Source organism: Mycobacterium sp. 1164966.3, assembly GCF_001665395.1.
GTDB lineage: Bacteria > Actinomycetota > Actinomycetes > Mycobacteriales > Mycobacteriaceae > Mycobacterium.
Window position 1 is genome coordinate 27,035 of record NZ_LZSG01000007.1, and the last position, 22,901, is coordinate 49,935.

The 22,901-nt window shown below is 66.6% G+C and carries 20 protein-coding genes and 1 pseudogene; 12 read left to right on the forward strand and 9 right to left on the reverse strand.

All coding sequences use genetic code 11. The annotated features are described in order from the left end of the window. Window positions 1–39: 39 nt before the first annotated feature. From A9W99_RS04010 to A9W99_RS04025, 3 genes are all read right to left on the reverse strand, one after another. Window positions 40–813, reverse strand: a complete 774-nt coding sequence (locus A9W99_RS04010) for an STAS domain-containing protein (RefSeq protein ID WP_156622927.1) — start codon at window positions 811–813, stop codon at window positions 40–42. A gap of 366 nt (window positions 814–1,179) precedes the next feature. Then, window positions 1,180–2,157, reverse strand: a complete 978-nt coding sequence (locus A9W99_RS04020; protein WP_253869582.1) for a DUF4873 domain-containing protein — start codon at window positions 2,155–2,157, stop codon at window positions 1,180–1,182. Window positions 2,158–2,423: 266 nt separating this feature from the next. Then, on the reverse strand, window positions 2,424–3,329 hold the full coding sequence (locus A9W99_RS04025; protein WP_067373799.1) for a diiron oxygenase: 906 nt from the start codon (window positions 3,327–3,329) through the stop codon (window positions 2,424–2,426). A 136-nt stretch (window positions 3,330–3,465) separates the two neighbouring features. Here A9W99_RS04025 and cobF point away from each other — a divergent pair, with 136 nt between their 5' ends. The 5 genes and pseudogenes from cobF to A9W99_RS04045 all read left to right on the forward strand — a co-directional run bounded on the left by cobF (window position 3,466) and on the right by A9W99_RS04045 (window position 6,794). Further along, window positions 3,466–4,215 carry a precorrin-6A synthase (deacetylating) gene (gene cobF / locus A9W99_RS04030; protein ID WP_067373802.1) on the forward strand — a complete coding sequence of 250 codons (750 nt, stop codon included), beginning with the start codon at window positions 3,466–3,468 and terminating at the stop codon, window positions 4,213–4,215. Window positions 4,216–4,371: 156 nt separating this feature from the next. Further along, window positions 4,372–5,199, forward strand: a complete 828-nt coding sequence (locus A9W99_RS27580) for a PE family protein (RefSeq protein WP_067373805.1) — start codon at window positions 4,372–4,374, stop codon at window positions 5,197–5,199. After that, window positions 5,165–5,353, forward strand: a pseudogene (locus A9W99_RS27080) (DNA-formamidopyrimidine glycosylase family protein); the annotation flags it as partial. The gene A9W99_RS27580 and the pseudogene A9W99_RS27080, both read left to right, overlap by 35 nt. Before the next feature lie 207 nt (window positions 5,354–5,560). Beyond that, entirely contained in the window at window positions 5,561–6,028 is a 468-nt protein-coding gene (locus tag A9W99_RS27085; RefSeq protein WP_231996013.1) for a zinc finger domain-containing protein, read from the forward strand. A 16-nt stretch (window positions 6,029–6,044) separates the two neighbouring features. After that, entirely contained in the window at window positions 6,045–6,794 is a 750-nt protein-coding gene (locus tag A9W99_RS04045) for an SDR family oxidoreductase (protein ID WP_067373809.1), read from the forward strand. A gap of 83 nt (window positions 6,795–6,877) precedes the next feature. On the opposite strand, the gene A9W99_RS04050 is transcribed toward A9W99_RS04045, so the two are convergent. Next, window positions 6,878–8,209 (reverse strand): oxygenase MpaB family protein, encoded by a 1,332-nt coding sequence (locus A9W99_RS04050; RefSeq protein ID WP_067373811.1) that lies wholly within the window; start codon window positions 8,207–8,209, stop codon window positions 6,878–6,880. 85 nt (window positions 8,210–8,294) lie between these two features. Here A9W99_RS04050 and A9W99_RS04055 point away from each other — a divergent pair, with 85 nt between their 5' ends. Further along, complete coding sequence (locus A9W99_RS04055; protein WP_172828804.1) at window positions 8,295–8,900, forward strand: TetR/AcrR family transcriptional regulator; 606 nt, start codon at window positions 8,295–8,297, stop codon at window positions 8,898–8,900. A 38-nt stretch (window positions 8,901–8,938) separates the two neighbouring features. Here the strand turns inward: A9W99_RS04055 and pgi are convergent, their stop codons facing one another. Both pgi and A9W99_RS04065 read right to left on the reverse strand, forming a co-directional pair. Continuing rightward, entirely contained in the window at window positions 8,939–10,603 is a 1,665-nt protein-coding gene (gene pgi / locus A9W99_RS04060) for a glucose-6-phosphate isomerase (protein WP_067373817.1), read from the reverse strand. Between the two features lie 214 nt (window positions 10,604–10,817). Continuing rightward, a complete protein-coding gene (locus A9W99_RS04065) occupies window positions 10,818–11,132 on the reverse strand; it encodes a chorismate mutase (protein WP_082929812.1) in 315 nt (104 codons plus the stop codon). A 200-nt stretch (window positions 11,133–11,332) separates the two neighbouring features. Here A9W99_RS04065 and pcrA point away from each other — a divergent pair, with 200 nt between their 5' ends. After that, window positions 11,333–13,687: a DNA helicase PcrA gene (gene pcrA / locus A9W99_RS04070; protein WP_067373823.1), complete on the forward strand. Its 2,355-nt coding sequence runs from the start codon at window positions 11,333–11,335 to the stop codon at window positions 13,685–13,687. An 81-nt stretch (window positions 13,688–13,768) separates the two neighbouring features. On the opposite strand, the gene A9W99_RS04075 is transcribed toward pcrA, so the two are convergent. Beyond that, on the reverse strand, window positions 13,769–14,323 hold the full coding sequence (locus A9W99_RS04075; protein ID WP_067373826.1) for a hypothetical protein: 555 nt from the start codon (window positions 14,321–14,323) through the stop codon (window positions 13,769–13,771). A 4-nt stretch (window positions 14,324–14,327) separates the two neighbouring features. Continuing rightward, window positions 14,328–15,413: a M23 family metallopeptidase gene (locus A9W99_RS04080; protein WP_067373829.1), complete on the reverse strand. Its 1,086-nt coding sequence runs from the start codon at window positions 15,411–15,413 to the stop codon at window positions 14,328–14,330. A 288-nt stretch (window positions 15,414–15,701) separates the two neighbouring features. Between A9W99_RS04080 and sucC the strand changes: the two genes are divergently transcribed. From sucC to A9W99_RS04095, 3 genes are all read left to right on the forward strand, one after another. Next, a complete protein-coding gene (sucC, locus tag A9W99_RS04085) occupies window positions 15,702–16,865 on the forward strand; it encodes an ADP-forming succinate--CoA ligase subunit beta (RefSeq protein ID WP_067373832.1) in 1,164 nt (387 codons plus the stop codon). 65 nt (window positions 16,866–16,930) lie between these two features. Then, window positions 16,931–17,833 carry a succinate--CoA ligase subunit alpha gene (sucD, locus tag A9W99_RS04090; protein WP_067373835.1) on the forward strand — a complete coding sequence of 301 codons (903 nt, stop codon included), beginning with the start codon at window positions 16,931–16,933 and terminating at the stop codon, window positions 17,831–17,833. Window positions 17,834–17,893: 60 nt separating this feature from the next. Next, complete coding sequence (locus tag A9W99_RS04095; RefSeq protein WP_067373836.1) at window positions 17,894–19,420, forward strand: acetyl-CoA acetyltransferase; 1,527 nt, start codon at window positions 17,894–17,896, stop codon at window positions 19,418–19,420. 8 nt (window positions 19,421–19,428) lie between these two features. Here A9W99_RS04095 and A9W99_RS04100 read toward each other — a convergent pair whose 3' ends face one another. After that, on the reverse strand, window positions 19,429–20,277 hold the full coding sequence (locus tag A9W99_RS04100; protein WP_067373840.1) for an LLM class F420-dependent oxidoreductase: 849 nt from the start codon (window positions 20,275–20,277) through the stop codon (window positions 19,429–19,431). 147 nt (window positions 20,278–20,424) lie between these two features. Here A9W99_RS04100 and A9W99_RS04105 point away from each other — a divergent pair, with 147 nt between their 5' ends. Beyond that, window positions 20,425–21,420 (forward strand): DUF5336 domain-containing protein, encoded by a 996-nt coding sequence (locus A9W99_RS04105; protein ID WP_067373842.1) that lies wholly within the window; start codon window positions 20,425–20,427, stop codon window positions 21,418–21,420. A gap of 39 nt (window positions 21,421–21,459) precedes the next feature. Next, window positions 21,460–22,788 carry a DUF6350 family protein gene (locus A9W99_RS04110; protein WP_172828803.1) on the forward strand — a complete coding sequence of 443 codons (1,329 nt, stop codon included), beginning with the start codon at window positions 21,460–21,462 and terminating at the stop codon, window positions 22,786–22,788. Window positions 22,789–22,901 lie beyond the last annotated feature (113 nt).

Sequence of the window (22,901 nt, forward strand, 5' to 3'; positions counted from 1 at the left end):
AGTAGAACGTGTTCTAATTCGGCCCGCGACGGGGGGATGCTACAGCTGGTTTTCCGGACCGATGATCGCCCACACCGTCTTGCCCGACGCGCCGGGAGTGCTGCCCCAATCCCGCGACAAAGCGTCGACGATGGCCAGGCCGGACACGTCGATGCCTTTGGTGGGTGATGGCAGGCGCGCCGCGGGCGTGGAACTGGTGTCGGACACCGCGATCGTCGCGGTCCGGCCGTCGCACTCGATCATCATCAGCGGCTGGCTACCGGTGTGTTCCAGCACGTTCTCGATGAACACGTTCACCACCACCAGGGCAACCGGGATCAGCCCGGGCTCCGACCAGGCGGTGAACCACTCGCGCACCAGTTGACGCGACTCCCGGAGGCTGGACAAATGGGCGGGCAACTCCGCTTTGGCCCGCCGGACCTTCTTGCGCGAGAGCCGGGCGACGGCTTTCATCGCCGTCTTGTCGGTCGCATATACCGGCAGCAGGCGGGCCACCCCGCTGCGTTCGATCGCCTCGCGGCTGCTGCGATTCCCGCAGACCAGCAGCAGTGGAACCTCGGGGCGGCCGTCGTGTTGCCAGCGCGCGCCCAAGAACGTCGACCACGCCGATTCGTCCGGCACCCGAAGCGCGGTGACGTCGACGATGACCGCGGGCGGCCGCTTGCGGCTCGCTTTGGCGATGCTGTCCAGCAACGCCGCCGAATTGGCAGCGTCCAACACACCGTCGACGGTAAGCACGACCGCCGACTCCTCCGTCCGTGATGCGATGGCCAACGAGCTGGCCGAATCGGCGATCGCGCTCACCGCACCCACCCGTCCCGTTCCATCTGGGTCTCCTCGAGTTCCTGCCTGGTCAAATTGCGACGATGCCGCCTCTCGGCGGCATAACGCTTCGGGTTTCCGTCAGCCATCCCCGACGTGGGAGTTGGTTGACCGTACTGCGCTGGGCGAACGCTGCGCTGGGCGGAGACGAGTCGAGAAGCAACCTCGACGTTGCCAGCCGCGAGCACCGCCCCCTGCTAACGCCGAACCTGTCGATTTGGTCGTGTCTGGGCCCTCCGCTGTGCGCAACACTAACGTCGATTACCCACTTGGGCTGCGTGGACAACCTTGCGTGTGGTGAGGGTCAGCCTAACCGCATTCTTCGCATGTCAACAGCTAAGGATTTTGCGCCGTATCTCAAGCTCGGGTCAGCGCATAGGGAGGGGCGCCTACGCCGGCGATCGAATGCGTGCCCCACGGCGTCTGCTCGACGATGCGCGCGGGAACACTGCGGTCGCCGACCGTCAGCGTTGCCCCCCGCGCCTGTTTGAGCGTGCCCTCTGGTATCGAGCTGAAAACCGTGCCCTGCCAGTGGTAACGGCCGTCGATCGGATCGAGGTGGCCCCGAAGGCGAACGCGCACCGGGTGCACCGCGTCGGCGATGGTCAGCGTCGCGTCGCCGTCGTAGGTCTGCTCGTCGTCGGCCGCCCCGGTCGTGAGGTCGAACGCCGTGGCCGCCCGATGAGGCCGGGCGGGCTCAAGGTGGGCGCGCTCGTTGAAAACCTGCTGACTGCTGCGGAGCACCTCGACGCGGGTGCGGCCGCTGTCGCCCAGGAGTTTCACGCAACGGGCGACGTAGCGGCTCTGCCTGCCGATATCGGGGCCCGTGAGGAAGAAGTAGTTGGGAAATCCGTGGAGGGCAACCCCCTGGTAGGGCTCCATGCCGTCGTACCAGGCCTCCCGGATGGTTAGACCACCGGTGCCCACCAGTGCCTCGTCGGGCAGCGAGTCGGGAATCCGGAAGCCGGTGCCGTAGACGATGGCATCGAAGCGGTGCTCGACGCCATCGCGGGTGCGTATCGCGGCAGGGGTCAGCGTGTCGATCGGTGAATCCACCACCGACGGTCCGCGCCCGGCCCCGGTGCGGGCGCGCAGCCAGCGCAGGGCCGGAACGGTGCGCAGCGGCACCCACGGCGACATGTGCGTGACGACCCAGCGCGGTGCGTGCGCGAAGACGGTCACCGCCGAGCCCTTCAGCCGGCCGATGTGGTAGCCCGCGCAGGAATCCGTACCCACCATCGCGATGCGTTTGCCCGCCGGATTGAAATCGGGATCCCAGGCCGACGCGTGAAACGACATTCCCCGAAAGTCGTTGCGTCCGTTGAGTTCCGGTATCCACGGTACGAATGGCGGTGGGTGAGCCGCGATTACGACGCGACCCCGGACCTTCTCACCCGAGCGGGTCTGCAAGGTCCACGTGTCCGTGTCGTCGTCGAACACCGAGCAGACGACCTCGCAGCCGGACCTCAGCCGGCCGGCCAGCGCCGCCGGCCAGTGCGCTTCTTCGAGAGGGGCCTTGTCCAGGATCACGAGGTCGGTGAGGCCGGCCTTGAGCAATTCGGTCGCGGCGTCCCGACCCGCGGCGCCGACGACGACGACCGTCACAGAAACTTGGTTCGCTTCCATCCGAAGCGCGCGACCGGCCCCAGCAATCCCACCTCGGTCAAGAACGCCGCCAGGGGGGCGAACCCGGCCTTGTGCACCTCATGTCGGTGCGGACTGCTGCGCGCCAGCTTGCGTGCCCGCGCTGCATCCAGGCCCACTCGCGCGTAGGGGACCGGGTTGTTGAACAGGTAGCGGAAGAAATACCCGCCAAGGCCGTTGAAGTTGGACATCCACAATTTGTTGAGCCGGGGCATGCTCTGGACCCGCTTGCGCGCGCCGTCGCGGGCGAACTGGATGTGGCGGGCTTCCTCGGTGACGTGGATGCGCATCAGGCGCTGGATCATCGGCTGCAGCTCCGGGTCGTCCATCATCTGGCGCTGCAGCGAGTCGAAGATCTCCTCACCGATCAGGGCGGCCACCCACAGCATCGAGCCGCGCTGGAACACCAGCGGTAAGAGGTTGATGATCATCCGGTGCAGCCGCCGCGGCTGCACCGGCTTGGCGCCCATCCGCTCGATGGCCTTGCCGAACATCACCATGTGGCGGGTCTCGTCGCCAAGCTCGGTCAGTTTGTAATGGACCGTCTTGGAGGTGGGGTCCTCGTGCAGGATGGTGCGCAAGAGCGACTGGTTGAGCATGTTCTCGAACCAGATGCCCGCCGAGAGGGTGTTCACCATTTCCTGGCGGGACAGCTCGATCTGCTGCTCGCGGGTCATCTCGTCCCACATCGGCGTGCCGTACAGAGACACCAGCCGCGGCGGCAGAAAGAATTTGTCCGGGTCCAGCGGCGCATCCCAGTCGATATCGACGATCGGCTCATATGACTTCTTGACCGAACCCTTGAGCAGACGCTCGGAGAACTCTTCGCGACTCGGCCCATCCGATTTGACCGCAGTGGTCATTTTTGCTTCCCTTCGGCGCTTCAGACGTGCGGGAGATCACAAAATCGCCAGTCAATACGCATGGTATCCGGTACCGGGGGTATCGGCTAGAGGTTTTGTGGCATCGATTCGACGTCGATCCGCCTAGGCTGGCCGGGTGAGCCGGCGCATCCACGTCATCGGCATCGGCGCGGGGGACCCCGGCTACCTGACCGTCCAGGCCATCCAGGCGCTCAACGACACCCAGGTCTTCTTTGCGATGGACAAGGGTGAGACCAAAAGCGACCTGCTGGCGATGCGCCGGGAAATCTGCGCGCGGTTCATCCGCGAGCCTGGCTATCGGTTCGTGGAGCTGTCCGACCCGCCCCGCGCCCTCGATGCCGATTACCGCCATGCGGTGTCCGACTGGCACACCGCACGCGCCCGGATGTGGGCGTCGGCCATCGCCGACGAACTGGGCCCCAACGATGCCGGGGCCTTCCTGGCCTGGGGTGACCCGTCGCTGTACGACAGCACGCTGCGCATCCTCGACGCCGTCGCGGCCGAGGTCGACATCGACTATGACGTCGTTCCCGGCATCACGGCGGTCCAGGCGCTGACGGCCCGGCACCGCATCCCGCTCAACGAGGTTGGCGAGCCCGTGCTGATCACCACCGGCAGGCAGCTGCGGGCGCACGGGCTGTCCGGCTCGGCCGTGGTGATGCTCGACGCCGAGTGTTCTTTTCAGGTCTGCCCTGTCGACACGGCGATCTGGTGGGGCGCCTATCTGGGCACCGCCGACGAGTTACTGGTCGCCGGCACCGTCGGCGAAGTCGGGACCCGTATTCAGGCGCTACGCGCCGACGCCCGCGCGCGGCACGGCTGGATCATGGACACCTATCTGCTCAGGGCCGCGCGAGCCAGGTAACGCGCCGGCGGACCGTGCCGAAGGTAGAGGTGTCAGGTGGGCACTGGCGCGGGTTGACAGATTTCCCCGAACTCGTGATCTTGATCGCGCTACGATCGCGTCTTGCCCGCCGATCCAAAAGGTGGCCGTGATCGCTGGGCTCGCGAGGGGTACGGAATGTCGTTTGTCGTAGCGGCGCCCGCCTATGTCCAGGCGGCCGCGGCGGATTTGGCGAATATCGGCTCGACGATCAGCGCTGCGAATGCGGCGGCTGCGACGCCAACGACGGCGATCATGGCGGCCGGCGCCGATTCAGTGTCGGCCGAGCTCGCGGCGCTGTTCGGCGCACACGGGCAGATGTATCAGGCGCTGAGCAATCAGGCGGCGCTGTTCCACAGCCAGTTCGTGCAGCTCATGAATGCCGGTGGGGCGCAATACGCGCTCAGCGAGGCTGCCAACGCCTCGCCGCTGGCCAGCGCGGCCGGGGAGGCGGGCAACAACACGGCCACTCCTGGACGGCCGATCTCGGGCGATGTCCCGCACGCGGCTGCTGGCGGGCCCCTGTTCGCCAATGCCGGCAGTGCCGGTAGCGGCGGTGCAGGCGGCCGGGGCGGGCTGCTCACGAGCGCTGGGCCGGTCAGCAGCCTGGGCTCGAACAGCGGCGTTTCGCATGCCGACCACGCGGACGTGGATGGCCCGGGTGGTCCGGGTGGGCTGCTCTCGGGCGATACCGGGTATGGCGCGCTCGGCGGGGCCGGCGCCGTGGCCGCCGCCGGTGTACCCCTCGGTATCAGCAGTGGCCAGAGCGGTCATCGCGGCGGCTCAGCGCCCTCCACCAGCGCACCGAGCGCCTGCGCCTCCGGGATGCAGACGGGCGCGGGTGGCAAGCCGGTCTCCGGCGCCGCCGTGACACAAGCCGCCGCCGGCAGCGGCATGGACACCTCGCTGCGGCAGTCGGCAGACTGGTCGCGTGCCCGAACTTCCCGAGATCGAAGCGCTGGTTGACCATCTGCGGCGCCACGCGGTCGGTTTGACCGTCGGCCGTGTCGATGTCGCCGCGCTGTCGGTGCTGAAGACCTTCGATCCCCCGATCAACACGCTGCACGGCCAGACAGTCGAGGGCGCCCAGCGGTGGGGCAAATACCTGGGCCTTCAGGCGGGCAAGCTGTTCTTGATCGCGCACCTGTCGCGGGCGGGCTGGCTGCGGTGGTCCGAGCAGCTGGCCGCCGCGCCGTTGCGGCCGGGCAAGGGGCCGATCGGGCTGCGCGTCCACCTGGGCACGCCGGGAAGCGCGCCGGGCTTCGACCTCACCGAAGCCGGCACCCAGAAGCGGCTGGCGGTGTGGCTGGTCGACAATCCGAAGCAGGTGCCGGGCATCGCCGCTCTGGGCCCGGACGCTCTGGAGCTCAGCCCCGACGATCTTGCCGGCGTACTGGCGGGCAACACCGGTCGCATCAAAACCGTCATCACCGATCAGAAGGTCATAGCGGGCATCGGCAACGCCTACAGCGACGAGATTCTGCACGTCGCCAAGATTTCGCCGTTCGCCACCGCAGCGAAGCTGACCGACGAACAGCTCACCAACCTGCACGACGCCATGGTGTCGGTGCTGACCGACGCGGTGAGCCGCTCGGTCGGCCAGGGCGCCGCAACGCTGAAGGGCGAGAAACGCTCCGGGCTGCGAGTGCACGCCCGCACCGGGTTGCCCTGTCCGGTATGCGGAGACACCGTGCGGGAAGTATCGTTCGCGGACAAGTCTTTTCAGTACTGCCCGACCTGCCAGACCGGCGGGAAGGTGCTGGCCGACCGGCGCATGTCGCGGCTGCTGAAGTAGCCGATATGCTGCCCGGGTGACTCGCCAGAAGATTCTCATCACAGGGGCCAGCTCCGGGCTGGGCGCCGGAATGGCGCGCGCGTTCGCCGCCCAGGGCCGCGACCTGGCGTTGTGCGCCCGTCGCACCGACCGGCTCGACGAGCTGAAAGCCGAACTCTCGCAGCGGTATCCGGACATCAAGATCGCGGTCGCCGCGCTGGACGTCAACGACCACGAGCAGGTGCCCAAGGTGTTCGCCGAGCTGGCCGACGAGCTGGGCGGCATCGACCGCGTCATCGTCAACGCCGGCATCGGCAAGGGCGCCAAGCTGGGCTCCGGCAAGCTGTGGGCGAACAAAGCGACCATCGAGACCAACCTAGTTGCCGCCCTGGTGCAGATCGAGACCGCGCTGGAGATGTTCCAAAAAAGCGGGTCGGGTCATCTGGTGCTGATCTCGTCGGTGCTCGGCAACAAGGGGGTGCCGGGCGTCAAGGCCGCCTACGCTGCGAGCAAGGCCGGCGTGAGCTCGCTGGGCGAATCGCTGCGCGCCGAATACGCCAAGGGTCCCATCAAGGTCTCGGTGATGGAGCCCGGCTACATCGAGTCAGAGATGACGGCCAAGTCGGAGAGCACAATGCTGTTGGTGGACAACGAAACTGGTGTGAGGGCTCTGGTCGCCGCGATCGAGCGCGAACCCGGCCGGGCCGCCGTGCCGTGGTGGCCGTGGGCGCCCCTGGTGCAGTTGATGCGAGTGCTGCCGCCGTCGTTGACCAAGCGCTTCGCTTGAGTCTTTTCGGCCGCGAGCGCGCGCAAATGTACGTGATATGCCGCGAATCGCGTACATTTGCGGACTCTCGCCGCAAGATCGGCTCAGTGCGCGACGGGCGTGTAATGCGATGCGTCGGTGGTGAATTCCGGTTTTCCGTAGGTTGCCAGCCGTAGCTTGAGCAGCCCGATGACGTATGCGTCGGTGAAGTCCCGAACCACCGGGATGCGGCTGGCGTGCTGAACGGCGGTGAATCGTCCGATGATGAACGGTGCGGTCAGCGCAACGCGCACCAGGTCCGTCGGCCCGAGCGAGACACCCATGGCCTCGGCCACGTCGCGGTCACCACCGCAGAATGTGCGGACGAAAGTGAGCTTGCTGAAACTCTTCTCGACCGCCTCGGCGCAACGGTCGAACAGGGTGGTGCCGGGGCGCAGGTAGGCCGCCATCGTGCCGCTGACGAGTTCGCGGCAGATGTCGTCGAACCCGTCGCGGAGCAGTGCCGAGCGCGCGTGCATGACGTGCATGATGTCGGCCGGTTCGGCGGGCAGCAGTTCGGGCGGCAGGCCGAGCAAAAAGCAGCGGTACCTGGCGAATTCGACGACGGCGCGCTCTTCTTTGGTGAACTTCGTCCGGCCCTCCTGGCGCGCCTTGCGGGCCAACAGGTACTGCCCGATCATCCCTGCGGGCATCTGGTCGACCTGCGGCACCGGCATGCCGTAGACCGCTTTATCCCATTTGAGGCCCGACTTGCCCGGTTTCTTCAACGCGTTGAAGCGCACCATCGAGTGCATCAACCGGACCATGGCAGCCGCTTCGAAGCCCGGGCCGTAACGGTCCAGCGCACCGGGCAGCGTGGTGACGGCGAAGAAACTGGCTGTCTCGTTGACTCGCCGAGCCGCCCGCTTCCCGGAGAGGGCGCCGGTCAACGCCATCGGCAGCGCGGCATAGGTATTAGTGAAGGTTGCGATGAAGGCTCCTCGCGTGATGAACGGGGCCAGCAGCGCCGCGGGGATGCGCTCTTGCCGAGCACCTTCGCGCACCAGGTCGAAGTCGATCCACTCCGGGGTGGCCTCCATGGCGGCGATAAACGCCGCGAGCTCGGGGGGTGCCTCGGGTACGGCCTCGATTCCCTTGCGGCAGGCCCTCTTGAGCATGTCGATCAGCTGCGTGACGCTGTGCGTATTCATCAGTGCCGCATAGGGATCGGCGACGACGTCGCCGAGCAGGGTGGCGGTGCTGATCAACTCCATCACGCGGTCGTCCGCCAGGATCGGCTCGCGGTCGGCGACCCAGGCCGGCAGGGCGGAGTCGACGTCGGGCTCGGTGGCCAGGCGGTCCGGCTGCCGGTCGAAGTCGAAGTCTCCGTAGAGGTCGGGCTGCAAATCGCGCTGGCTTCGGACGCGCTGCGCGAGTTCGGGGTAATACGTGACCATCACAACCTCCGCTAACTAACACTTAGTGAGTAATACTCACAAGGTGTTAGTTATGCTGTCAAGCGTGGAACGCCCGAAGCGGCGCATGACCGCCGAGCAGCGGCGCGAGCAGATCCTCGACGTCACGCACGCGATCGTCGACGCCGAAGGATTCCACGCGGCGACACCGAATCGCATCGCCGAGGCCGCCGGCATCGACCGATCGCTGATATATCAGAAGTTCGGCGACTTGGCCGGGCTGTTCGTCGAACTGATCGACCGTGAGGCGGGGCGGGCCGGCGCGCAGTTCGCCGAGGCGATCTCCGGATTGGACGCGGCCCCCGACGACCAATCCCTGATCCTCGCGTTCGACGGGGTGCTGGCCGCGGTCGACGCGCACCCGGCCACGTGGCGGCTGTTCTTGTTTCCGCCGCAGGGTGCGCCGCCAGAGTTGTATGCCCGTCTGGCCAAATCTCAGGCTGTCGTGAACGCGTTCTTCGTCCGGGAACTGTTGCGCCACAATCCCACGCTGCACGAGCCGGAATACACCGCGCGCATCCTGCATGCGGCCGGTCGCGAATTGCTGCAGCTGCACCTGAGTGATCCTGAAAGCGCGTCCCAGGAACGCCTGCGCACCTTTGTGCGCCGACTCGGCTCCGAGCTCGCGGTCTCGCCGCGAGCGCGCGCAAATGTACGCAATATGCCGGGTTAGCGCGTGCATTTGCGCACGCTCGCGCCGAATAGGACGGGCTAGCTCGCGCGGCCTCGTTCGCTCCGGTAGCGACGCACCAGCGCATCGGTCGAGCTGTCCGACTGCTTGTCGGGCGCCGCGTCATTGGTGATCACCGGGAGCAGCGCCTTGGCCTGCGTCTTACCCAGCTCCACACCCCACTGGTCGAACGAGTCGATGCCCCAGATGACGCCCTCGGTGAACACCTGATGCTCGTAGAGCGCGATCAACTGGCCCAGCACCGACGGCGTAAGCCGATTTGCCAGGATCGAGGTCGACGGCCGGTTGCCGGGCATCACCTTGTGCGGCACCACGTCGGCGGGCGTGTCCTCGTCGGCGATCTCCTCGGCCGTCTTGCCGAACGCCAGCACCTGGGTCTGAGCGAAGAAATTGCTCATCAACAGGTCGTGCATGCTGCCGGTGCCCTCGACGGTTGGCAGGTCGTCCAGCGGCTGGCTGAACCCGATGAAGTCGGCCGGCACCAACCGGGTGCCCTGATGCAGCAACTGATAGAAGGCGTGCTGACCGTTGGTTCCCGGTTCGCCCCAGAAGATTTCGCCGGTGTCGGTGCTCACCGGCTTGCCGTCCGCGCGTGTCGACTTGCCGTTGGACTCCATGGTCAGCTGTTGCAGATAGGCCGCGAACCGCGCCAGGTCGTTGGAGTAGGGCAGGACGGCGCGGGACTGCGCGTCGAAGAAGTTGGAGTACCACAGGCCGATAAGGGCAAGCAGCGCAGGAACATTGGACTCCAGCGGCGCGGTGCGGAAGTGCTCGTCGACGATGTGGAATCCGGACAGGAAGTCGGCGAAAGCCTCCCGTCCGATGACGGCCATCAGCGACAGCCCGATCGCCGAATCTACCGAGTAACGCCCACCAACCCAGTCCCAGAAACCGAACATGTTGTCGGTGTTGATCCCGAAGTCGTCGACGAGGCGCTTGTTGGTGGACACGGCGGCGAAGTGGTGGGAGACCGCGGCGTCGCCGAGCGCGTCGGTCAGCCAACGCCGCGCGGCGGTGGCGTTGGTGATTGTCTCCAATGTGGAGAACGTCTTGGATGCGACAATGAAAAGCGTTGTGGCAGGGTCCAAGTCGGCAAGCTCCGCGATCAGGTCGGCGGGGTCGACGTTGGAGACGAAGCGCGCTGAAATGCCCGCGTCTGCATAGTGGCGCAGTGCCTGATATGCCATCACCGGGCCCAGGTCCGAACCGCCGATGCCGATGTTGACGACGGTGCTGATCCGCTTGCCCGTCGCTCCGGTCCATTCGCCGCTGCGCAACCGGTCGGTGAAGTCACCCATCGAGTCCAGCACAGCATGTACATCCTCGACGACGTTCTGGCCGTCGACCACCAGCTGGGCGTCGCGGGGCAGCCGCAACGCGGTGTGCAGGACCGCGCGGTCCTCCGACGTGTTGATGTGCACACCGGACAACATCTCGTCGCGACGCTCTTCGAGGTGTGCGGCCCGAGCCAGATCGACCAGCAGCCGCAACGTCTCCCGGGTGATGCGATGTTTGCTGTAGTCGATGTAGAGATCGCCGACCGTGGCAGTCAGCTCGCGGCCGCGATCGGGGTCGTCGGCAAAGAGCTGCCGCAGGTGGGTATGTCCGATCTGTTGGTGATGCTGGCGCAGAGCGTCCCACGCCGGGGTGGCGGTGATGTCAGGGATTGATTGCACGGTGGTCATCTGCGCCGCTCCTCCTCATTGCTTCGCGCTGCATCGTCGCCGGCGGAAGTCATCTGCGCCGCTCCTCCTCATCGCTTCGCGCTGCATCGTCGCCGGCGGAAGTCATCTGCGCCGCTCCTCTTCATCGCTTCGGGTTGCATCCCCGCTGCACGGGTCATCATTCGACCCTAATCGCCCGGTACCCCGTAATCGGTGCGGTCAGCGGCACAAGAAGTCAGTGCCCGAGCCGGCCGCGGCCCAAACGCAACAGCAGCATGGCCAGATCCTTGCCGTCCGGACCCAGTTCGCTGTAGCGCTCGATGACTTTCATCTCGCGGCTGTGCACCAGCCGGGTGCCGCCGGACGCCATTCGCGCCCTGCCGATCGCCTGGGACACTTCCGCGCGCCGCTTGACCGCGGCGAGGATCTCGGCGTCCAGCCGGTCGATCTCATGGCGCAACTCTTCGATGTCGGCCTCTGGAAGCTGGATTGTCTCTGCGTTCATTTCTGCTGACTCCGCGCTTTCATGTTGTGGGGGTTCTGGTCTCATCCGGTGTCAGGCCTCACACAAGAAACGAGCCCCGAATCCGAAGCGGACCACGGGGCTGTGCGAAAAGCAGCTAAACCCAAGGCACCGCTGGCCGGTACCCATAAGAAAATGGGGGCTGCACGTGGAGCACCAACCGAGTGTGCCATCAAGGGCCGTACCGGCGCAAAGTTGTCTCCCGGCGGCGGTAAGTTTGGACCGACATGAGTGTGCACGCAACGGCCCCCCAAACACCCCCGGAATTGGCACCCCCGGAAGTGGATCGACTGCTCGAGGGCCTCAACCCGCAACAGCGCCAGGCGGTGGTGCATGAGGGTTCGCCGCTGCTGATCGTGGCGGGAGCGGGGTCGGGTAAGACGGCGGTGCTGACGCGGCGCATCGCCTACCTGATCGCCGCCCGCGGCGTCGGGGTCGGTCAGATTCTGGCCATCACCTTCACCAACAAGGCCGCCGCCGAGATGCGCGAACGGGTAGTCCGGCTGGTCGGCGACCGGGCCCGGTACATGTGGGTGTCCACCTTTCACTCGACCTGCGTGCGGATACTGCGCAACCAGGCATCGTTGATCGAAGGCCTGAACTCCAACTTCTCCATCTATGACGCTGACGATTCGCGGCGCCTGCTGCAGATGATCGGCCGCGACATGGGTTTGGACATCAAGCGGTATTCGCCGCGGCTGCTGGCCAATGCCATCTCCAACTTGAAGAACGAGCTGATCGACCCGCACCGGGCCGTATCGGCGTTGACCGACGACGCCGACGACTTGGCCCGGACCGTCGCGTCGGTCTACGGCGAATACCAGCGGCGGCTGCGGGCGGCGAACGCGCTGGACTTCGACGACCTCATCAACGAGACCGTCGCGGTGCTGCAGGCCTTCCCGCAGATCGCCCAGTACTACCGGCGGCGGTTCCGGCATGTTCTGGTCGACGAGTACCAGGACACCAACCATGCGCAGTACGTGCTGGTGCGCGAGCTGGCCGGTCGCGGGCGCCCAGAACCCCAAGACCCTTCCGACGATGCGGTACCGCCGGCGGAACTATGCGTCGTCGGCGATGCCGACCAGTCGATCTATGCGTTCCGCGGCGCCACGATTCGCAACATCGAAGACTTCGAACGGGACTACCCGGACGCCAGAACCATACTGCTGGAACAGAATTACCGCTCCACCCAGAACATCCTGTCGGCGGCCAACTCGGTGATCTCCCGCAATGCGGGACGCCGCGAGAAGCGACTGTGGACCGATGCCGGTGAGGGCGAGTTGATTGTCGGCTACGTCGCCGACAACGAGCACGACGAGGCAAGGTTCGTCGCTCAGGAAATAGACGCGTTGGCCGAGCGCGGCGAGATCACCTACAACGACGTCGCCGTCTTCTACCGCACCAACAACTCGTCGCGGTCGCTGGAAGAAGTGTTCATCCGCTCCGGCATTCCGTACAAAGTTGTTGGGGGAGTGCGGTTTTACGAACGCAAGGAGATTCGCGACATCGTCGCCTACCTGCGGGTGCTGGACAACCCCGGCGACGCGGTGAGCATGCGGCGCATCCTCAACACCCCGCGCCGTGGTATCGGAGACCGCGCCGAAGCCTGTGTGGCGGTGTACGCGGAGAACACCGGCGCTACCTTCGCCGACGCGCTGGTGGCCGCGGCCGAAGGCAAGGTTGCGATGCTGAACAGCCGCGCGGAGAAGGCGATCGCCGGTTTCGTCGAAATGCTCGACGACCTGCGGGGCCGCCTCGATGACGACCTCGGCGATCTGGTGGAGTCGGTGCTGGAACGCACCGGCTACCGCCGGGAATTGGAGTCGTCTACCGACCCGCAGGAGCTGGCACGGCTGGACAACCTCAATGAACTCGTCAGCGTCGCACACGAATTCAGCATCGACCTGGCGAATGCGGCTGCGCTGGAAGCGGAGCGCCCACCCGAGGACGAAGATGTGCCGGATACCGGTGTGCTGGCGGCGTTTCTGGAACGGGTGTCGCTGGTCGCCGACAGCGACGAGATCCCCGAGCACAGTGCCGGTGTGGTGACGCTGATGACCTTGCACACCGCCAAGGGTCTGGAGTTCCCGGTCGTCTTCGTCACCGGCTGGGAGGACGGGATGTTCCCGCACATGCGGGCGCTCGACGATCCGACCGAACTCTCCGAGGAGCGGCGGCTGGCTTACGTCGGCATCACGCGGGCGCGGCAACGACTGTATTTGAGTAGGGCGATCGTCCGGTCATCTTGGGGGCAGCCGATGCTCAACCCCGAGTCGCGATTTCTGCGCGAGATTCCGCAACACCTTATCGACTGGCGGCGCACCGCCCCGAAGCCGTCGTTCAGCGCGCCGGTGAGCGGAGCGGGCCGCTTCGGTGCCCCGCGTCCGTCCCCGGCGCGCCCGGCGAGCAAGCGACCGCTGTTGGTGTTGCAGCCCGGTGATCGGGTGACGCACGACAAGTACGGCCTGGGCCGCGTCGAGGAAGTGTCCGGCGTCGGCGAGTCGGCCATGTCGCTGATCGACTTCGGTAGTGCGGGGCGGGTGAAGCTGATGCACAATCACGCCCCGGTCAGCAAGCTCTGACGGCCGCGGCGTCGAGCGTGCTGTCAGGGCGAAAAAATCGCGAAATTTCAGCTCTCAGAACACGTTCGGCGCGCGAAAGCGCTACCCCAGCAGCCAGCGTTTGGTTCGCGGATGCCACGCCAACACGATGCTGGCCACTGGCAGCACCCACAGGGTGTAGACGATCCACGCCACCCGCGCGCCCGCGAGAAATATGCCGCCGTAAGTCAGCAATGCGACCAGCCCACCGGCCGCGATCAGCCACCGTCCGACGGGCCGGTGTAACAACAGCAGGATCACGCCCGAAATGGTGGCCAACGCGAAGACCAGCGCGAGAAATCCCACCGCGATGCAGAACAGCCGGTCGGTCCGCCACCAGCCGGCGATCAGGTCGGTAGCCACTACCGACGCGGCCCACCCGCTGACGATGCTGACCGCGCAGGCGCCGACGGTCGTGCCGACCGTCGGCTCGTCGAGGCGAGGGCCCAGGCGTCGGGATCCCGGATCCACCGGCGGCGGAAGTTGGGTGGTCGGCGACTCCGGAACGATCGGCATCGGTCCGGTCGGCGCACGCCGGATGATCCGGCCCTTCGTTTCGGGCGCGGTAGAGGGCCCGGCCGGTTGCGCGCCTGGGGGTGGGGTGTTCGGCGCGGTCACCGGCTCAACCGGCGTAGTTGCCGACGTTGAGTCCGCGTTTGGCCAACCACGGCACGGGGTCAATACGTTCGGTGCCGCCCAGCAGCACCTCGAAGTGCAGGTGCGGGCCGGTGGAGAAGCCACGGTTGCCCATGGTGGCGATCTGGTCACCCGCCATCACCCGCTCGCCGACGCTGACCAGCGTGGTATTGACGTGGCCATAAAGCGTGACAGTCCCGTCGGCGTGGCGCAGCTTGACCCACATTCCGTAGCCGGCGGTGGGGCCGGCGTCGATGACGACACCGTCAGACACCGCGTAGATCGGCGTTCCGATCGAGTTGGCCAAATCGATTCCCGCGTGCAGCACACCCCAGCGATACCCAAAATTCGACGTGAAAATCCCCTTGGTGGGCATCACGTAGAGCGGCTGCTGCAGTCGCGCCTCGCGTTGGGCGCGTTCCTGGGCGAACGCCACGCCTTTGGCGAGCTCCAAGTTGTGGGCCGCGGCATTGGCCGCCGGCTGCACCGCGACAACCTGCGCGCCTCGGGTCGCGTTGCTGCCCGACCCTCCGAGCAGCGACGCGTTGGCGCTCAGCACGGTCTCGGTCTTCGTGGTGTCGGAGTGGGTGAGTGCCGCGTGGGCAGCCGCGGCCGTCGCGCCGGCCGCCATTGCCGAGATCATCAGGCGACCCTTGGCCGCACTGGTCGGCTGCTTGCGGTGCTGTCCGCCTCGCTGCGGAACCCGGACGACGCCCAGAGCGTCTGAACGGACGGGGCGAGGTTCGGCGTGCGGCTGCACGGTCACCCGCGGGAGCACGTCAGTGACCTCTAGGGGGACTGTCAGCCGCACCGGAGTCAGGTTGTCGGTGTCATGCAGATCGTCGAGTTCGGGGGCCAGCAGTACCTGGGCCTCGTTGTCGACCGCGAAGTCAACCTCCAGCTGCAGGTCACCGAAGTCGGTGTCGTAAAGGTCGTCGAGATCGTCGAAGTCGAAGCCGTCCAGCGGGAGGATTTCGGTGACTTCGTTCTGGTGATGCGGAGCCCAGCCTTCGCGGTTGGTGCGTACTGCCCCTGCAGCGACGCGAGAACGTGCGAGTCGGTGCTGCGACAACCTGAAAAGTCCTCGGATCGTGACCTTAACGTTATCTGGACCCTGAGACGGTATCCGCTGACCTACAGGGCTGGCAACTCGCGGCCAAGATCATGGGCGGGATTGTGAGCTTGATCACGTTTAACGCATTCGAGTGCCAGATGAGCTGTGCCACATTCCGTTTATGCGCAGCCACCGCCTAAGGGCGGGCCACGGGTTGGCCCCATTCGGTGGGGTGGATACAGTTCACCGTGCGTGTCGCCGAGACCGGCGCCGCCTCCCTACAGGCCAAGTAAAGACAGTGAGCACATGGATCTTTTCGAGTATCAAGCGAAAGAGCTGTTCGCGAAGCACAACGTACCCAGCACTCCCGGCCGGGTAACCGACACCGCCGAAGGCGCGCGTGACATCGCCGCGGAGATCGGTCGACCGGTGATGGTCAAGGCTCAGGTCAAGATCGGTGGACGCGGAAAGGCCGGGGGTGTGAAGTACGCCGCGACCCCGGAGGACGCCTACGAGCACGCCAAGAACATCCTGGGCCTCGACATCAAGGGCCACATCGTCAAGAAACTGCTGGTGGCCGAGGCCAGCGACATCGCCGAGGAGTACTACTGCTCCTTCCTGCTCGACCGGGCGAACCGCACCTACCTCGCGATGTGCTCGGTAGAGGGCGGCATGGAGATCGAAGAGGTGGCCGCGACCAAGCCGGACCGCCTCGCCAAGGTCCCGGTGAACGCCGTCAAGGGGGTCGATCTCGAGACGGCGCGGTCGATCGCCGAGCAGGGCCATCTGCCGGCCGAGGTGCTCGACGCCGCCGCGATCACCATCGCCAAGCTGTGGGAACTGTTCGTCGCCGAGGACGCGACCCTGGTCGAGGTCAACCCCCTGGTGCGCACTCCTGACGACCGGATCCTGGCCCTGGACGGCAAGGTCACGCTGGACGCCAATGCGGCGTTCCGCCAGCCCGGCCACGCCGAGTTCGAGGACCGCGCGGCCACCGACCCGCTCGAGCTCAAGGCCAAGGAGCACGACCTCAACTACGTCAAGCTCGACGGATCCGTCGGCATCATCGGCAACGGCGCGGGCTTGGTGATGTCAACGCTGGACGTCGTCGCTTACGCCGGCGAGAAGCACGGCGGCGTCAAGCCGGCCAACTTCCTGGACATCGGTGGCGGCGCCTCGGCGGAGGTGATGGCCGCCGGGTTGGACGTGGTGTTGGGCGACTCGCAGGTCAAAAGCGTGTTCGTCAACGTCTTCGGCGGCATCACGGCGTGCGACGCGGTTGCCACCGGAATCGTCAAGGCGCTGGAAATCCTCGGCGACGAGGCGAACAAGCCGCTAGTGGTGCGGCTGGACGGCAACAACGTCGACGAAGGCCGGCGCATCCTGGCCGAGGCCAACCACCCGCTGGTGACGCTGGTACCGACGATGGACGAGGCTGCCGACAAGGCCGCCCAGCTGGCGAGCGCCTGAGTGGCGATCGCAAGCGCGGCGAAGCCGGGCGCAGCGGGTCGACACTTTAGAGAGAGGACTGGCTAATGGCAATCTTTCTGACCAAGGAAAACAAGGTCATCGTTCAGGGCATCACTGGCAGCGAGGCTACCGTCCACACGGCCCGGATGCTCAAGGCCGGCACGCAGATCGTCGGCGGCGTCAACGCCCGCAAGGCGGGGACCACGGTCACTCATGAGGACAAGGGCGGCCGGATCGTCAAGCTGCCGGTGTTCGGCAGTGTCGCCGAGGCCATGGAGAAGACCGGCGCCGACGTGTCGATCATCTTCGTGCCGCCGAAGTTCGCCAAGGACGCCATCATCGAGGCCGTCGACGCCGAGATCCCGCTGCTGGTGGTCATCACCGAGGGAATCCCGGTGCAGGACAGCGCATATGCCTGGGCCTACAACTTAGATAAGGGCGGCAAGACCAGGATCATCGGTCCCAACTGCCCGGGCATCATCAGCCCCGGGCAGTCGCTGGTCGGCATCACCCCGGCCAATATCACCGGGGCGGGTCCCGTCGGGCTGGTGTCCAAGTCGGGCACGTTGACCTACCAGATGATGTACGAGTTGCGCGATTTCGGGTTCACCACGTCGATCGGCATTGGCGGTGACCCGGTGATCGGCACCACGCATATCGACGCGATCGAGGCGTTCGAGAAGGATCCCGACACCAAGCTCATCGTGATGATCGGCGAGATCGGTGGTGACGCCGAAGAGCGTGCGGCCGAGTTCATCAAGGCCAACGTGTCCAAGCCGGTCGTCGGTTACGTCGCGGGATTCACCGCACCGGAGGGCAAGACGATGGGCCACGCGGGCGCGATCGTGTCGGGCTCGTCGGGAACGGCTGCCGCCAAGAAGGAAGCCTTGGAAGCTGCCGGCGTGAAGGTGGGCAAGACGCCCTCGGAGACGGCGGCCCTGGCCCGCGAGATCCTGCAGAGCCTTTAGCGCCGCGCAGACGCACCCCAGCCGCCGCCCTGAGACCGGGCTGCGGTAGATAGTAAGGCTATGAATCTGGATTGGCGCACGCCCGTCGTCGTCGGTGTCGGGCAGGCCGCCGAGCGCATCGACGATCCGGACTACCGGGCGATGTCACCCGTCGAGCTGGCCGCCGCGGCGGCCCAGACCGCGATCAAGGACTGTGGCGCCGACGCCGCATCGGTGGCCGACGCCATCGACACCGTCGCCGGTGTGCGCCAATTCGAGATCTCGGGGCCAGTCGTCAACGCGCCCCTGGGGCGATCCAACAACTACCCACGGTCCGTGGCCAGCCGGATCGGCGCACAGCCTGCCCGCGCGATCCTGGAGATCGTCGGCGGCCAAGGGCCTCAGCATCTGGTCAGCGAGCTGGCCGCCCAGATCGCCGCGGGACGCTCGGAGGCCGCACTGGTCTTCGGCTCCGATGCGACGTCGACGCTGCGGCACTTCGCGCGGGCCGACCAGAAGCCGGACTTCACCGAGACCGTGGACGGTGACCTGGAAGACCGCGGTCAGGGTATCGACGGAATCATCTCGCGCTACACCGTCATTCACGGTCTGGTCGACGCACCGACCCAGTACGCGCTGATGGAAAACGCCCGGCGGGCCGCAGCCGGCCTCGGGCCGGCCGAGTATCTGCGGCGGATGGGTGAGCTGTTCGCCCCGTTCACGAAGGTCGCCGCCGGGAACCCGTTGGCCGCCGCGCCCGTCGAATACAGCGTCGACGAACTAATCACCGTCACCGACCGCAACCGGATGATCTCGGAGCCCTACCCGCGGCTGCTCGTCGCGCGCGACCAGGTGAACCAGGGTGCGGCCGCCCTGCTGATGTCGGTTGCGACGGCACGTCGCCTCGGGCTGCCCGAGGAGAACTGGGTGTACCTGCACGGCCACGCTGACCTGCAGGAGCAGGGGCTGCTGGCGCGCCCGGATCTCGGGCACGCCCCGTCAGCGGTCTTGGCGGTGCGCGAGGCGCTGGCCATGGCCGGAATCGGCGTCGACGACGTCTCCACCTTCGACCTGTACAGCTGCTTTCCGGTCCCGGTGTTCAACATCTGCGACGGTATGAGCATCGCGCCCGACGACCCGCGCGGCCTGACCCTGACCGGTGGCTTGCCGTTCTTCGGCGGCGCCGGCAATAACTACTCGATGCACGGCATCGCCGAGACTGTAGCCCGGATGCGAAGCGCACCAGGGCAATTCGGCCTTGTCGGAGCCAACGGCGGGATCATGAGCAAGTACTCCGTCGGTGTGTACTCCACTACGCCGGCGGAGTGGAAGCCCGACGGCAGCGCGCGGTTGCAGGCGCAGATCGACAGCGCGCCGGCGGTGCCGGTGACCGAGACGGCCGACGGGCCCGCCACCGTCGAGACGTACACCGTGCGGCGCGACAACGGGCGGCCGACGGGCATCGTCATCGGGCGACTCGACGACGGCAGCCGATTCCTGGCCACCACCGAGGACGACGAGCTGATCGCCCAGCTGACCGACGGCGACCCGCTTGGCCAACCGGTCCGGGTGCGTTCCTTCGACTACGGCAACCGCTGCAGTTTGTAGTGCTCGCCCTACACCGACGCGGCCAGCTTGCCGGCCAGTCGCTCCACGTAGGCAGCGATCTCGGCTTCGGGGCGATCCGGCAACCCGAACAGCACCTCGGTGACGCCGAGTTCGGCCCAGCGGGCCAGCTTCTCGGGTACCGGCTTGAAGTCCAGGGCCACGATCTGCGGGGCCCCGTCCCGCCCGGCGGCGGCCCAGGTGTCCTGCAGCAACTTCACCGGCTCGTCGATGTCGAAGTCGCGCGGGGTGGTGATCCACCCGTCGGCGCTGCGGGCGATCCACTTGAAGTTCTTTTCCGTCCCCGCCGCGCCCACCAGCACCGGAATGTGCGTTTGCACCGGTTTCGGCCACGCCCAGCTCGGCCCGAACCTGACGAACTCGCCGTCGTAGGCGGCCTCCTCCTGCGTCCATAAGGCCCGCATCGCCTCGATGTACTCGCGCAACATCGTGCGCCGTCGCCCGGGCGGCACGCCGTGATCGGCGAGCTCGTCGGTGTTCCAACCGAACCCAACGCCCAGACTGACCCTTCCGCCGGACAGATGATCAAGCGTCGCGATGCTTTTCGCCAGCGTGATCGGATCGTGCTCGACGGGCAGCGCCACCGCGGTGGACAGCCGCACTCGCGATGTCACCGCGCACGCCGCGCCCAAACTCACCCACGGGTCCAGCGTGCGCATGTACCTGTCATCGGGCAGCGATTCGTCACCCGTCGTCGGATGGGCCGCCTCTCGTTTGACCGGAATGTGCGTGTGTTCTGGCACGTAGAAAGTACGAAAGCCGTGGTCGTCGGCAAGCTTTGCGGCTGCCGCCGGAGTGATGCCGCGGTCACTGGTGAAAAGCACTAGCCCGTAATCCATGAACAGAATTAGAACGTGTTCTACCTGCGGCGGGCAAGCGGGGGTTGAGCGCCCCAGCACCGGCACTCCAACGTGCGCTAGCGTTGTTGGTCGAATCACGTCGCCACGCAAACGCGGCCAGCCTGGGAAGCAACAGGAGGAAAGTCAATGACCTACTCGCCCGGTAGTCCCGGATATCCACCCGCGCAGCAACCTTCCGGGTCCTACGGCGGCGCCGCACAGCCGGCCACTCCCGATTTCGCCAAGGAACCCGGTGAAAACAAACTTCCGCTGTATCTGGGCTTCGCCGTGGTGGGCCTCGGCCTGGCGGCCTACTTCGCGAGTTTCGGCCCCGGTGGCGGGGTGCAGTCCGTCGTCGCCGCCCTGCTGGCGGGTCTGCTCGCTGCCGTCGGCCTAGTGCCCAAGGCGAAGCCCCATCTGGGCGTGATCACCGCAATCTCGGTACTCGGCTTCCTGCTGGCGATCTCAGAGACCGTTAACGCGCCCGACAACGGCTCTACTCCGTGGGGACTGTGGCTGATCCTGGCTTTCAGTTTCCTTCAGGCGGCCTCCGCCGCCGCTGCGCTCCTGCTGGAGTCCGGCGTGATCACCATGCCGCCGCCGCGCCCCAAGTACGACCCCTATCAGCAGCAATACGGCCAGTACGGGCAATACGGCCAGCAGCAGTATGGGCAGCAGCCGTACTACGGTCAGCCGGCCCAACAGGCTCAACCCGGAATCCAGTCGCCGCAGCAGGCGCCGCCCAGCGGGTACGGGTCGCCCTATGGCGGCTACGGCTCAAGCCCCGGACAGGGCCAGCCGCCGAGCCAGGGCAACATGGCAACGCAGTCCGTCATCCCGACCTCCGGCTCGAATCCGTCGACCGGGGGATTCGGCGCCGCGCCGTCGGCCCAGTCCGGACCGCAGCCTGCCGCGCAGTCCGGGCACCAGGCCGCCGGGCAGTCCGGACCCCAGCCCACCTTTCAGACACCCACCACGCCGCCCACCGGCTTCCCCAGCTATGGACCGCCGCCATCGGCCAACGCGGGTAGCGGCTCCGACGCGGGTTCGGCAACGGTCAACTACTCGAATCCGCCCGGCGGCCAGCAGGCCCAGAACTACGGCCAGGGCCAGCAGTCGTCACCTGGGTCGGCGCCGGCCTAACCGGACGCATCCGCGTCTAGTCAGGCATATGCGCCGAGAGTGACACGGGTGGTGGAGGGCTACCGGGCTGCCGGCACGCGTCAACCGCGTGATCTTGTCCGGGTCGCATTCGGCCCCGCTTTGATCGCGCTGTTGATCATCGCGGCCGTCACGTTACTGCAGTTGCTGATCGCCAACAGCGACATGACCGGCGCCTTGGGCGCGATCGCCAGCATCTGGTTGGGCGTGCATGCCGTGCCGATCTCCATCGGCGGCCGCGAGCTGGGCGTAATGCCGCTGCTGCCGGTCCTGTTGATGGTGTGGGCGACCGCGCGCACCACCGCGCGGGCCACCTCCCCGCAGTCGTCATGGCTGGTCATCCGGTGGGTTGTCGCGTCGGCGCTGGGCGGCCCTCTGCTGTTCGCGGCCATCGCCCTGGCGGTCATCCACGACGCGTCGTCGGTGCTCACCGAGCTGCAGACACCCAGCGCCTTGCGCGCGTTCGTCAGCGTGCTGGTGGTGCACGCGATCGGTGCTGCGATCGGAATCTGGTCGCGGGTGGGGCGACGGGCGTTGGCGGCTTCGCCGCTGCCCGATTGGCTGGCCGACTCGGTGCGCGCCGCGACGGCCGGGGTGCTGGCGTTGTTCGGGCTCTCGGGCGTGGTGACGGTCGGTTCTTTGGTTGTGCATTGGGCGACGATGCAGGATTTGTACGGGATCACCGATTCGATATTCGGTCAGTTCAGCCTGACCGTGCTGTCGATCCTGTACGTGCCGAACGTCATTGTGGGCACCGCTGCGGTCACTGTTGGGTCCAGCGCACACCTCGGCTTTGCGACGTTCAGTGCGTTCACCGTTTTCGGTGGTGATATCCCCGCATTGCCGATCCTTGCCGCGCTCCCGACGCCGCAGCTGGGGCCGGCCTGGGTCGCCCTGCTGATCGTGGGTGCGTCGTCGGGCGTGGTGGTCGGTCAGCAATGCGCCAGGCGTGGGCTGCTGCTTGTTCCGGCAATGGCCAAGCTGCTGGTGGCGGCGATCGCCGGGGCTTTGACGATGTCGTTGCTGGCGTACGGCGGAAGCGGCCGGTTGGGCAACTTCGGCGACGTCGGCGTGGACCAGGGCACCCTGGTGATCGGGGTCTTCTTCTGGTTTGCCGTCGTCGGCGGCCTGACGGTGATGATGGCCGGTGGGATTCGGCGCCGGCCCAGACGGCCGAAAACCGTTGCCGCTCCTGGTGAGCAGCTCGACGAACCGGCCTCGAACGAGCCGGGCGCCGATGAGGCCGCTCCCGTCGCCGACGAGGACGTGCCCGTTGCCGACAGGGACGCCCCGGTGGTAGACGAGGACGCGCCTGCCGACGACGAACCGGCCGGCAATCGCGAGGATTAGTCAGAGCGGCGCGTCTCGTCGGGTTGTGCTGTTCAGGGCTTGCGCGTGAATCCTGGGCGTTGCAAGTGAATCCTGGGCGTAAATAAGCGCCTCCCGCTGATTCCCGCCCAGGC